Raw genomic sequence first — 12,465 nt, 5'->3', positions numbered from 1 at the left:
CGCGGATCAGTGTTCCCTGCCCGGCCAATCGCCAGCGTTTTTCCCGCATCACGGCGCTGGAGCGACGACCGGCGCATGTCGCGCCATCAGCTCGATCACCCAATCGATGAACACCCGCAACTTGAGGCTGATATGCCGGTTGGGTGCAAACGCGATGTACATCGGCATCGACGCCAGACACCAGTCCTCGAACAACGGCACCAGATCGCCCCGCTCCACCGACTGCCGAGCCATGTAATGCGGTAGCCAGAGCACGCCCAGGCCCGCCAGCCCGGCGGCCAGATAGGCATTGCCGTCATCCACCGACAGCACGTAGCGGCCTTGCACTTCCAAGGTCTCGCCGTCACGAACCATGACCATGGGAAACAGCTTGCCGGTGCGAGCCCAGCGATAACCGACAATGCGCTGATGACTGCCTTCAAGCTCCCGTGGATGGGCGGGCGCTCCCGCTCGTTTCAGATACTCCGGGGCGGCATAGACCCCCAGTCGAAGGTCGCCGATGTGTCGCGCCATCAGCGACTGATCCGTCAGCTCGCCGCCACGCACCACGCAATCGACGTTTTCGTCGATCATGTCGACCATCCGATCGCTCACGCCCAGATCGATCTGGATGTCGGGATAACGGCTGTGAAAATCGGGCAAGGCCGGGATCAGCAGGGTCCGCGCAAACGGGCTGGGCACGTCCACGCGCAGGCGCCCTCGTGGCGAAGTCGAAGCGCTGGACAGACTGGTTTCCGCATCGTCGATATCGGCCAGGACCCGAACCGCACGCTCGTAGAACGCCGCACCATCGGCGGTGACATTGACCTTGCGGGTGGTGCGATTGAGCAGCTTGACCCGCAGCCGGGCTTCCAGTTGCTGAATCAGCTGGCTGACGCTGGTCTTGCTCATGTGCAGCGTTTCGGCCGCCTTGGTGAAACTGCCGGTTTCCACCACGCGCACGAACGCCTGCATCGCATCGAAACGGTCCATCGGCACTCCACAGTTCGGAAGATTGTCCGGGATTTGCAAACAGTCCTGAACAAGGTTGCCGGTTTATCGCCTGCACACAAGCCCCTTACAGTCACTTCATCGTTAATGACGGGGATTCGACGCCCCGATGATGGAGGTTCACATGACTGTTCGTGACGTTGTTTTCCCCGCCGGGCGCCAGGCACTTTATGAGCGCAACCGTTACTCCCCTGCCGTCAGATCCGATGGTTTGCTGTTCGTCTCGGGCCAGGTCGGCAGCCGCGAGGACGGCTCGCCCGAGCCTGAGTTACAGGCCCAGGTGCGCCTGGCTTTCACAAACCTCAACGCGATCCTGAAGGCAGCCGGCTGCACCTTCGATGACGTGATCGACGTCACGGTCTTCATCGTCGATCCGCAGTCCAGGTTCGAAAAGATCTGGGAGGTCGTCCCCGAGTTCTGGGGTCAAGCGCCGCACCCGACCATTACCGCCGTTGGCGTGACCTGGCTGTACGGTTTCGATTTCGAGATCAAGGTGATTGCGAAGTTGCCCAAGGCTTCTGCGGCCTGAAACTGATTGCACTGAATGACTCTGTAGCAGCACGGCTTGCCGGCGGCAGCGATCTTGAGTTCGTCACCGCCGGCAAGCCGTGCTGCTACAAAGGAACGGGATCAGCCCCGAAGGCAGGAGGTACGTCCTCTCGTCGCGAATGGTAAACCAGACTCGGCGCCTGGCCCGGCACATCCGCGAGCGTATCGATGCGCTGCATACCGATTTTTTCCAGCACGCGGATCGAGGCATAGTGCTGCGGCCGAACCACCGCGAACACCTCCGGCACACGCAGCTCGTCGAACCCGTAATCCAGCGCTGCCTGACCGAGTTCGGTGGCGTAGCCCTGCCCCCAGGCCTGTACGCCGAAGCGATACCCCAGATTCAGCCGCTCGACGTCGAGATACATACGGGCGTCGATCCCGCCGAAACCAATGACTTTCCCCGGCGCCTCTCGGGTGCTGATCGCCCACTGCCCATACCCCTTGAGCGCCCAGTGCGCCAGCCAGCCGTCGAGTACCGAGCGCGCCTGCTTCACGCTCTTCAGCGGGCCAAACGGGTTGAACTGGTGGGTCGCCGGATCCCCATAAATGCTGAACAGACTGCTCAGATCGTCGAGGGTTGGCGCTCGTAATATCAAGCGCGCCGTGGTTCGCTGCTGCACCGTGCATTGCTCCTTGATGATCGACAGGCGCACGCCTGCTCAACGGTCAGACCGCCAATAACCGCTCCCGCAACTTGGTGATTTCATCGCGCATCTGCGCAGCTGCCTCGAACTCCAGATCCCGCGCCAGTTGGTACATCTTCTCTTCCAGTTGGCGAATGCGTTTGGTGATTTCGCTCGGCGAGCGCAGTTCGGCTTCGTACTTGGCATTTTCCTCGGCGGCCTTGGCCATGCCTTTGCGTTTCTTGCTGCGCGAGCCGGGGACGGTGGCACCTTCCATGATGTCGGTGATGTCTTTGACCACGCCCTTGGGGGTAATGCCGTTTTCCAGGTTGAACGCGATCTGTTTGTCGCGGCGGCGTTCGGTCTCGCCGATCGCCCGCTCCATGGAGCCGGTGATGTTGTCGGCGTAGAGAATCGCCCGGCCGTTGAGGTTACGGGCGGCACGGCCGATGGTCTGGATCAGCGAGCGCTCGGAGCGCAGGAAGCCTTCCTTGTCAGCATCGAGAATCGCCACCAGCGACACTTCAGGCATGTCCAGACCTTCGCGCAGCAGGTTGATCCCCACCAGCACGTCGAAGGTCCCCAGGCGCAGGTCGCGAATGATCTCGACCCGTTCCACGGTGTCGATGTCCGAGTGCAGATAGCGCACGCGCACGCCGTGATCGGCCAGATAATCAGTGAGGTCTTCGGACATGCGCTTGGTCAGCGTCGTGACCAGTACACGTTCTTCCAGCGCGACCCGTTTATGGATTTCGGAAAGCAGGTCGTCGACCTGAGTCAGCGCCGGACGAATCTCGATCTGCGGGTCGACCAGACCGGTCGGCCGCACCACTTGCTCGACCACCCGCCCCGCATGCTCGCCTTCGTACGGGCCTGGGGTCGCCGAAACGAAGATCGTCTGCGGGCTGACGCTCTCCCATTCGTCAAAACGCATCGGCCGGTTGTCCAGGGCCGACGGCAGGCGGAACCCGTATTCGACCAGGGTCTCTTTGCGGGAGCGGTCGCCTTTGTACATGGCGCCGACCTGAGGAACGCTGACGTGGGACTCATCGATCACCAGCAGCGCGTCCGGCGGCAGGTAGTCGTACAGGGTCGGTGGCGGCGCCCCGGCAGGACGGCCCGACAGGTAGCGCGAGTAGTTCTCGATGCCGTTGCAGTAACCCAGTTCGAGGATCATCTCCAGATCGAAACGAGTGCGCTGTTCCAGACGCTGGGCTTCCACCAGCTTATTGGCGCCGCGCAGGTATTCCAGCCGCTCCTGCAACTCGACCTTGATCCCTTCCATGGCGTCGAGCAGCGTTTCGCGCGGCGTCACGTAGTGACTCTTGGGGTAGAAGGTGAACCGCGGCAGCTTGCGGATGACTTCGCCGGTCAACGGGTCGAAGGCCGACAGGCTCTCCACTTCGTCGTCGAACAGTTCGATGCGGATCGCTTCCAGATCCGATTCGGCCGGGAAGATGTCGATCACATCGCCTCGCACACGGAAGGTCGCACGGGCGAAGTCCATGTCGTTGCGGGTGTATTGAAGGTCGGCCAGACGCCGCAGCAAGGCGCGCTGATCGAGTTTGTCGCCGCGGTCCACGTGAAGGACCATGCGCAGGTAGGTTTCCGGGCTCCCCAGACCGTAGATGCACGACACCGTGGTGACGATAATCGCGTCCTTGCGCTCCAGCAGCGCTTTGGTCGCCGACAGCCGCATCTGCTCGATGTGGTCGTTGATCGACGCATCCTTCTCGATGAAGGTGTCCGACGACGGCACGTAGGCCTCGGGCTGGTAATAGTCGTAGTAGGAAACGAAGTACTCGACGGCATTGTTGGGGAAGAACGCCTTGAACTCGCCGTAAAGTTGCGCGGCCAGGGTCTTGTTAGGCGCCAGCACCAGGGTAGGACGCTGCACCTGTTGAATCACGTTGGCGATGCTGAACGTCTTGCCCGAGCCGGTCACGCCCAGCAGGGTCTGGTGCGAGAGGCCAGCGTCGATGCCCTCGACCAGTTGACGAATCGCCGTCGGCTGATCACCGGCCGGCTCAAAACGGGTAACGAGTTGAAACTCGGACATAACTGACCTCTGTGTTCGCTTGCGTCTGAAGGAAGCGGGCAGCGCAAAGCGTAATGAGCGCCGACGACTGATCTCGCCAGGAGAAAAGACGTACCGGAAAAGAGTGATGGGACTACAAATGGAGTCCACAAAGCCAGCTTTCAAGCCATCCTCAGGACATTAGTCCCCGTGACATGACTAATGGTCGAAAAAAATCGGAAAAACCTTGAAAAAACCGCCTGCGACCTGTCGCCCCGGTCCGCGATGCTCTCTATACTGACTCCCCGTTTGCGCACCGCTCTAGTGCATTCGGCCGGAGCGATGCCACCCATTCACTCCCCATTCAGAGCTGCCGCAAAAATGAGCCTGTTCTCCGCTGTCGAAATGGCACCACGCGATCCTATCCTGGGCCTCAACGAAGCATTCAACGCCGATACCCGTACCACCAAGGTCAACCTGGGTGTAGGCGTCTACAGCAACGAAGAAGGGAAAATCCCGCTGCTGCGTGCCGTTGCCGAAGCAGAGGAAATTCGCGTCGCTCAACACGTTCCGCGCGGCTACCTGCCGATCGACGGCATCGCCGCCTACGACAAAGCCGTGCAAACCCTGCTGTTCGGTGCCGAGTCGCCACTGCTGGCTTCGGGCCGTGTGATGACCGTGCAGGCCGTCGGCGGTACAGGCGCCCTGAAAATCGGTGCCGACTTCCTCAAGCAACTGTCGCCCAACGCCGTTGTGGCCATCAGCGACCCAAGCTGGGAAAACCACCGCGCACTGTTCGAAACCGCCGGTTTCCCGGTGCAGAACTACCGCTACTACGACGCCGCGACCCACGATGTGAACCGCGCCGGCATGCTGGAAGATCTGCACAACCTGCCGTCCGGCTCCATCGTCGTGCTGCACGCGTGCTGCCACAACCCGACCGGCGTCGACCTGACCCTGGAAGACTGGAAAAAAGTCCTTGAAGTCCTGAAAGCCAAAGGTCACGTGCCGTTCCTGGACATGGCCTATCAGGGCTTCGGCGACGGCATCGACGAAGACGCTGCGGCTGTGCGTCTGTTCGCCGATTCGGGCCTGACCTTCTTCGCGTCCAGTTCGTTCTCCAAGTCGTTCTCGCTGTATGGGGAACGTGTCGGCGCGTTGTCGATCGTGACCGATTCGAAGGAAGAAACCGCTCGCGTCCTGTCCCAGGTCAAGCGTGTGATCCGCACCAATTACTCCAACCCGCCGACCCATGGCGCGACCATCGTCGCTGCCGTGCTGAACAGCCCTGAGCTGCGTCAGAAGTGGGAAGAGGAACTGGCCGAAATGCGCCTGCGCATCCGCGGCATGCGCGAAGAAATGACCAACCGTCTGGCGCACAACGCAGCCGGTCAGGACTTCAGTTTCGTCGCCCGTCAGCGCGGCATGTTCTCCTACTCGGGCCTGACCACCGCGCAAGTACACCGCCTGCGCAACGAGTTCGGCATCTACGCGCTGGACACCGGTCGCATCTGCGTTGCCGCGCTCAACAAGCGCAACATCGAAGCGGTGACCCAGGCGATTCTGGCGGTTATCTGATTTGATGACGGCTTGACACAGCTGTAGCCGGAAACAAAGAAGGGGAAGCAGATTGACGTCTGCTTCCCCTTTTTCGTGGACGCCTGGAGTCTGCTTCTGGCCAAAGGCCGTGGGCAGAGTCGCGGCCGGACACTCGATTCAAGGGGATGCAAAAAACCGTCCTGCTACAGGAGATCGAGTGTCAGAGAAGGGAGAGTCAGTTGCCAGCCACCTGTGCCACTTCGCCCGAGGTCACCAGCGCCTTGAGCGACATGTCGAACTGTTTCAGCGCATTGACCTGCAATTCACGCTGCTGATCGATCTGCGCGGCGATCTCGGGGGCTGCCTTGTCATGGACCCAGACCGAGCTCAGCTCTTTAGCACCCAGGCCTTCAGCCTTGCCGATGTATTGCAGGTTCGAGTCGTAGAACTTGGCGACGAACCGCGCTTCTACCTGGCTGTTGCGCTGAGTCACCAACTGGCTGTAAGTGTCGAGCATCACCACCACATCCGGGCGCGCTTTCATCAGGGCATCAAGGTTGTCGTAAACGGTAACCGAGGCGAATTCCTTCTTCAGCGAACCGTGCAGCCAGTCGATGGCCAGTTTCGGATCGGAACTGCTGACGAAGGCCTGACGAATCCGGGCATCCAGCGCGCCATTCTTCACCCCTTTCAGGGCGACGGCGTGATAACGCTCAAGGTATTGGAGCGTGTTGACGGTGTTTTCGCTGTAAAGCACACCCACCGACTGGGACTTGCTCAGGCCAACGCTGCTGTCAGCGACCGGCATGAAATGGCACGCCTGTTCNGTGCCGGTCGGTACGGCGACCAGTGTCAGCAGGGTTGAAATTCTCATCGCGGTCGTCCTTCTTCAAGCCAGTTCGGTATGGCTCTATCCTGCTCCTTTGCCCAAAAAAAAGAACTCTCAAACCTTAATGTTAACTATCGATTTCACGAATGGTAGGCAGACGGAGAAAGTCCCTTACGTTTTCCTGAATAAACCAAGTTTTGCATATGCCTATCCAGACTAACTCAGTACCCAAAGTTGCCGATCACCTGGCGGACTTTATGCAGCGCCTCCTTGAGCGCAACCTGTTGGAGTGAGCCCAGCGCCAACCGAATGGCGTGAGGCGCGGGGCTGGAGATTGCAAAAGGCTCGGCGGTCGATACCGCGATGTTTTGCGCCAGCAGTGCCACGGCCACTTGATCTGCACGCACTTCCTCGGGCAACGGCAGCCACAGGAAATACGAAGCCGGATGGCTGACGATCTTAAGACCGGCCAGCGCTTTTCGGGCAAGACGCTGACGTGCCATCGCGTCCTGACGCTTTTCGTCCTCTAGGCGGGCGACAGTCCCGTCTTCGATCCAGCCGCACATCAGCGCCGTCATGACACCGGGGGTATTCCAGGTGGTGGCCCTGATCACCCGCTCGAGGGCGGGCACCCATTGCAACGGCGCCACCACATAGCCCACTCGCAGCCCGGTCGCGACATTCTTGGAAAATCCCGACACGTAGACAGTCAGCTCCGGGGCCAGGGCCCTGAGCGGCACAGGCGGCTCATGGGCGAGAAAGGCGTAGGCGGCGTCCTCGATCAACAGCAATCCCTGCTTGCGTGCGATGTCCACCAGACGCTCGCGCCAGGCCAGATCCATGACCCAGCCCATGGGATTATGCAGCGTCGGCATCGCATAAACGGCCTTGACCCGACGCTTGCGGCAGAGCTTCTCAAGCCCGTCGAGATCCGGCCCGGTCTCGGTCAACGGGATGGCCACCAACTCCAGACGATGAGCGTCGGCAATCACTTTGAATCCCGAATACGTCAGCGCATCGACCGCGACCACATCTCCCGGTTTGAGCAAGCCCATCACCGTGGCCGTCAAGCCATGTTGCGCCCCGCTTACGATCAACAACTCCTCGGCCTCGACCGCCAGTCCGCGGTCAGCCAGATGGCGGGCGATACAGGCGCGTTCATGGCTGCGTCCAGCGTGGGGCTGATAGCGCAGCAGGGCTTCCAGATCACCCGACAATGCCAGCTGACGCAAGCCGGTGCGCAACGATTCAGCCTGACCGGGCAGCGATGGATAGTTGAAGTTGAGGTCCAGCATGCCCGCTGCGGTCGCCTGCTGATCGACCCCATGGCTCAAAGGCAGTGCGATCTCGCGCACGAAGGTGCCGCGCCCCGTTTCTCCGCTGATCAGGCCCATCGCCTCCAGTTCGGCATAGACCCTTGATGCCGTCACCAGCGCCAGTCCCTGCTGCTCGGCCAACTGGCGATGGGTCGGCAGGCGGGTGCCCGGCGGTAATGCACCGGACGCGATGTCACCGGCAAGTGTGTCGACGATGGATTTGTAGCGAGCGCGGGGCATCGAAAATGTATCCATGACAATTTTTTGATTGTCCTGATTCTGCGCCTTAGCATGACGGCAACACAACAGACTGGCGCTGCCGAACGCGAAATCCATCGTGTCGCCTGCGTCGGTCAGTATCGAGCCTGACGCACATGGAACACGCATCGAACCTGCAAAACCGCAGCAATGACAACGCCTCGACCGGCTGGATCAACGGGCTTATTGGCGTGGTGATCTTCAGTGGCTCTCTGCCCGCCACGCGAATTGCCGTGCTGGAGTTCGCCCCGGTGTTCCTGACCATGGCCCGCGCGTCCATCGCCGGCGTCATTGCGTTGTGCATGCTGTTGCTGCTTAAAGAAAGACGCCCCGCGAACGGCCAGATAATGCCGCTGTTGATTGTCGCGATGGGCGTGGTGGTGGGCTTTCCCCTGCTCACCGCACTGGCATTGCAGTACGTGACGTCGGCCCACTCCATTGTCTTCGTCGGCCTGTTGCCGCTGGCGACGGCTGCGTTTGCCGTGCTGCGGGGCGGCGAGCGTCCCCGGCCAGTGTTCTGGGTGTTTTCGACACTGGGCAGCGCGCTGGTGGTGGGGTTCGCGTTTTCCAAAGGCGTGACCGCATCGCCAACCGGCGACCTGCTGATGCTGCTGGCAATACTGGTGTGCGGCCTGGGTTATGCGGAGGGCGCGAAACTGTCGCGCTCCCTCGGCGGCTGGCAGGTGATCTGCTGGGCCCTGGTACTGGCGCTGCCGGTCATGCTGGTTCTGACCTGGCTCACTGCGCCGGCTTCGCTTGCGCCAATCACCCTTCCCGCGTGGATCAGCCTTGGCTACGTGTCGCTGTTCAGCATGCTGATCGGTTTTGTCTTCTGGTACCGCGGGCTCGCACAGGGGGGTATCGCTGCGGTGGGTCAACTGCAATTGCTGCAGCCGTTTTTCGGGCTGGCGCTGGCAGCGACCCTGCTGCATGAGCAGGTCAGCCTTGGCATGCTGGGAGTGACCGTCGCGGTCATCCTGTGTGTCGCGGGCGCGCGCAGGTTTTCCCGCTGATCGCGCCCTTCGTCAATGCTCACACCTCAGCGCTGCTGGAGACCGAAGCCGGGGTCCGTTTGGCGTAGACCAGAAGCCCGCTCACGCAGATCAGCGCCATGCCGAACATCGAGGTCATCACTGGATAGTTGCCGAAAAAAAGCACGCCATACACCGTCGCGAACACGATCTGCAGATACCCCAGCGGCGCCAGCACCGATGAAGAAGCAAAGCGGTAGGCCTTGGAAATCAGGAAGTGCGCCGACAGCCCCATGCCCCCGAGTACGAGCAACAGCAGACACTGCGAAAGGCTTGGGGACGCCCAATGGAAAGGCACCACGAGGCTGAGAAGCGTCGTGCTGAAAATGCCCACATAGAAGCTGCAGACCGACGGGCTATCAGACTCCCCCGCCAGTTGCGTGAGCAGTTGATAGACCGCGAAGAAGAACGCAGTCGCCAGCGGAAACAGCATCCACAGCGAGAAGCCGTCACCGGTTGGATTGATCACCACCAGCACACCGACGAACCCCACGATCACGGACAGCCACTGCAAACGGTCGGCCTTGATGCCGAACAGCAATGGCGACAGGATCGTGACGAACGCCGGGGCGAGAAACACCAGCGCCGTGGACTCGGCCAACGGCACATGCGTCAGGCCGAACAGAAACGTCAGACTGTCCGCAAGCAGCACCATCGCCCTGAGCAGGTGCAGCCATGGCCGTTTGCTGCGAAACGCCCCTTGCTCTCTTTTTCGGAGAATGGCGCCGGTGACGATCAAGGTATGAACCAGATACCGCGCCCAGGCGACGAAAATCACCGGAAGCGCAAGAATCAGACTCTTGGAAATGGCGTCGTGACTGGCGAAGGCCAGCGCCACGCTGGCCATCAACCACATGCCAATGACGTGGGTATGAGAACGGGTAGCAGGATTCATCGGGGTGACCGGTGACTGGGTGAATGGTGGGTGCCGTCCTGCGAAGTACAACACATAGCGTCATCATCTCCAATCGGCCGGTACGGTTTCTCGTCCCTCGCCCTTGCGCCGTGCTCCTTTACTGCGCGCGACTCACCCGCCAGACCCGGTTGCCCACATCATCGGCCACCAGCAACGCGCCCTGCTTGTCGAGGATCACGCCCACTGGCCGCCCTTGGGCTTCGCCGTCGGCGTTCAGGAATCCGGTGAGGAAATCCATGGGCATCCCCGACGGCTGCCCGTCCTTGAAGCCGATGAACACCACTTTGTAACCGGCCTGCGGATTACGGTTCCACGAACCGTGCTCGCCGACGAACACGCCGTCAGCGAAGCTTTCCGGCATGCCACGCGGGTCTGAGAAGGTCAGGCCCAGGGGTGCAACGTGGGTGCCCAGCGCGTAGTCCGGCGCAATGGCTTTGGCCACCCTGTCCGGTCGCGGCGGCTGCACGCGGCTGTCAACGTGGTTACCGTAGTAGCTCCACGGCCAGCCATAGAACGCACCGTCCTTGACCGAGGTCAGGTAATCGGGCACCAGGTCGCTGCCGATTTCATCGCGCTCGTTGACCACCGTCCACAGCTCGCTGCTACCCGGTTTCCAGACCAACCCGTTGGGATTGCGCAGACCACTGGCGAACAATCGCTTGTGTCCCGATTTGACGTCGACTTCCCAGATCGCTGCGCGCCCTTCTTCGGCTTGCAGGCCGTTCTCACCGACGTTGCTGTTGGAGCCCACGGTTACGTAGAGCCTGGAACCGTCGCCACTGGCGACGATGTTCTTGGTCCAGTGATGGTTGAGGCCCGCGGGCAGATCGGTGACTCTGGTCGGTGTGGCGCTGATTTCGGTCTGACCCTCGCTGTACGGCACTTTGACGATTGCATCGGCATTGGCGATGAACAGCTCGTTGCCGATCAGCGCCATGCCGAATGGCGACATCAGCCCACTGATGAACACCGTGTGCACTTCGGCCTTACCGTCGCCATCCGCGTCGCGAAGGAGCGTAATCCGGTTGGCGCTGGGCGCTTCGGCACCCACGCGACTCATGACGATGCCCGACGCGGTGCGTTTGATCCAGGCCATCACCCCCGTGCCCCCGTCCGTGGAGCCTTCCGGTTTGGGCGGCGTGTTGCTTTCGGCAACCAGCACATCGCCGTTCGGCAAGCTGTACAGCCAACGCGGATGCTGAAGCCCCTCGGCCAGCGCCTGCACCTTGAAGCCCTCGGGAGCCTTGGGCGTGTTGCCGCCACTCCAGCCCACGGCCTTGGACACTTTCAGGGTCGGGATCAGCGAGTGGGTGGGTTCGGGTAATTGCGGCGTGGGACCGACACCGGCCTGAAACGGCAATCTGGAGGATTCACCACAGGCGCTGAGTAAAGCGGCAGCGGTCATTAGCAGTGCAAATCGGCGCAACACAATCATTGTTCAACCTCGCGACGGCCATCCATGGGCCGGTTCTTGGGAATGCAGAATTGCCAGAAGTATCGCCATCCGGATCGGCAGCAAACAGCACGTGGGGCACAAATCAGATTTGTCATCGAGGCACGAATCGAGCGGTTTCGGTTGGAACGAGCGCGCCGCTTGATCGGTCTGCTGTTACTGGAAACCTTTCGTGACGACCTTTATGACGACGTTTGGCCGACGAAATTTCATCAAGGGCGCACTGGTGCTCAGCGCAGGTTCGATGGCGCTGAGGGCCGGTCTGGCCGGGGCGGACACCATGCAACCACCAAAAACACTGTTACTCGAGCGCAACGACTGGGTGCCGAACAATCCGAAGCTGCCGGTGCTGCATTACGCCGGGGTCATGACCACAGGCGATGTGGCCACGCAAATGGAAGACCTGTTCACGCGCAACGGCTGGGAACCGGCCTGGCGCGACGGGGTGTTCGACTATCACCATTACCACTCCACCGCCCACGAAGTACTCGGCTTCGCGGCGGGTTCGGCGCGGCTGATGCTGGGTGGTCCGAATGGCAAGGAGGTGACGGTCAACAAGGGCGACGTGGTGCTGTTGCCCACGGGAACCGGGCATTGCAGACTCTGGGCCAGTGATGATTTTCTGGTGGTGGGCGGCTACCCGCCGGGGCAGCCATGGGACATCTGCCGGGAAGCGCCGACCGAAGCGATGATCAAGCGAATGGCGACCCTGCCGTTTCCAGAAACCGATCCGGTCACCGGCCGCAATCCGCCGCTGAGCAAGTACTGGCGCGCGGGTTGAACTTTGATTCCGCCGAAATCATGCAACCCCGGCTCGCGCTTTTGATTCCGCCGAAATCATGAACCCCGGCTCGCGCTTTTGAGTCCGCCGAAATCATGCAACCCCGGCTCACGCTTTTGATTCTGGCCGAAGGCCGTGGGAGCCCGGCTTGCCGGCGATC

Annotated in this window: 11 protein-coding genes and 1 pseudogene; 5 read left to right on the top strand and 7 right to left on the bottom strand. The window is 61.2% G+C overall.

Going from position 1 to position 12,465, the window contains the following annotated elements:
* Positions 1-48: 48 nt before the first annotated feature.
* Positions 49-972, bottom strand: coding sequence for a LysR family transcriptional regulator (locus D3M70_RS19945; protein WP_120127408.1), 924 nt, complete (start codon positions 970-972; stop codon positions 49-51).
* A 142-nt stretch (positions 973-1,114) separates the two neighbouring features.
* Between D3M70_RS19945 and D3M70_RS19940 the strand changes: the two genes are divergently transcribed.
* The gene (locus D3M70_RS19940) at positions 1,115-1,519 is read left to right on the top strand and encodes a RidA family protein (protein WP_120127407.1); all 405 of its coding nucleotides are present in this window, start codon (positions 1,115-1,117) and stop codon (positions 1,517-1,519) included.
* Between the two features lie 85 nt (positions 1,520-1,604).
* Here D3M70_RS19940 and D3M70_RS19935 read toward each other — a convergent pair whose 3' ends face one another.
* Positions 1,605-2,195 (bottom strand): GNAT family N-acetyltransferase, encoded by a 591-nt coding sequence (locus D3M70_RS19935; protein ID WP_256659933.1) that lies wholly within the window; start codon positions 2,193-2,195, stop codon positions 1,605-1,607.
* A 13-nt stretch (positions 2,196-2,208) separates the two neighbouring features.
* Entirely contained in the window at positions 2,209-4,224 is a 2,016-nt protein-coding gene (gene uvrB, locus D3M70_RS19930; protein WP_120127406.1) for an excinuclease ABC subunit UvrB, read from the bottom strand.
* Between the two features lie 339 nt (positions 4,225-4,563).
* Here uvrB and D3M70_RS19925 point away from each other — a divergent pair, with 339 nt between their 5' ends.
* Positions 4,564-5,760, top strand: a complete 1,197-nt coding sequence (locus tag D3M70_RS19925) for an amino acid aminotransferase (protein WP_120127405.1) — start codon at positions 4,564-4,566, stop codon at positions 5,758-5,760.
* A gap of 196 nt (positions 5,761-5,956) precedes the next feature.
* Here D3M70_RS19925 and D3M70_RS33440 read toward each other — a convergent pair.
* Positions 5,957-6,547, bottom strand: a pseudogene (locus D3M70_RS33440) (ATPase); the annotation flags it as partial.
* Position 6,548: 1 nt separating this feature from the next.
* On the opposite strand from D3M70_RS33440, the gene D3M70_RS32370 reads away from it, so the two are divergent.
* Positions 6,549-6,770: hypothetical protein (locus D3M70_RS32370; protein WP_218568441.1), on the top strand; the 222-nt coding region annotated here is incomplete at its 5' end.
* Between the two features lies 1 nt (position 6,771).
* Here the strand turns inward: D3M70_RS32370 and D3M70_RS19915 are convergent.
* Positions 6,772-8,106, bottom strand: a complete 1,335-nt coding sequence (locus D3M70_RS19915) for a PLP-dependent aminotransferase family protein (protein ID WP_120127491.1) — start codon at positions 8,104-8,106, stop codon at positions 6,772-6,774.
* Between the two features lie 134 nt (positions 8,107-8,240).
* Between D3M70_RS19915 and D3M70_RS19910 the strand changes: the two genes are divergently transcribed.
* On the top strand, positions 8,241-9,137 hold the full coding sequence (locus D3M70_RS19910) for a DMT family transporter (protein ID WP_120127403.1): 897 nt from the start codon (positions 8,241-8,243) through the stop codon (positions 9,135-9,137).
* 19 nt (positions 9,138-9,156) lie between these two features.
* Here the strand turns inward: D3M70_RS19910 and D3M70_RS19905 are convergent, their stop codons facing one another.
* Positions 9,157-10,050, bottom strand: coding sequence for a DMT family transporter (locus D3M70_RS19905; RefSeq protein ID WP_120127402.1), 894 nt, complete (start codon positions 10,048-10,050; stop codon positions 9,157-9,159).
* A gap of 118 nt (positions 10,051-10,168) precedes the next feature.
* The gene (locus D3M70_RS19900; RefSeq protein WP_120127401.1) at positions 10,169-11,506 is read right to left on the bottom strand and encodes a sorbosone dehydrogenase family protein; all 1,338 of its coding nucleotides are present in this window, start codon (positions 11,504-11,506) and stop codon (positions 10,169-10,171) included.
* A gap of 262 nt (positions 11,507-11,768) precedes the next feature.
* On the opposite strand from D3M70_RS19900, the gene D3M70_RS19895 reads away from it, so the two are divergent.
* Positions 11,769-12,305, top strand: coding sequence for a cupin (locus tag D3M70_RS19895; RefSeq protein WP_177418454.1), 537 nt, complete (start codon positions 11,769-11,771; stop codon positions 12,303-12,305).
* Positions 12,306-12,465: the final 160 nt, after the last annotated feature.

Source organism: Pseudomonas sp. LS-2, from assembly GCF_003605735.1.
Taxonomy (GTDB): Bacteria; Pseudomonadota; Gammaproteobacteria; order Pseudomonadales; family Pseudomonadaceae; genus Aquipseudomonas.
The sequence above is the reverse complement of the archived record's forward strand: the minus strand, read 5'-3'. Positions and strand labels throughout refer to the sequence as shown.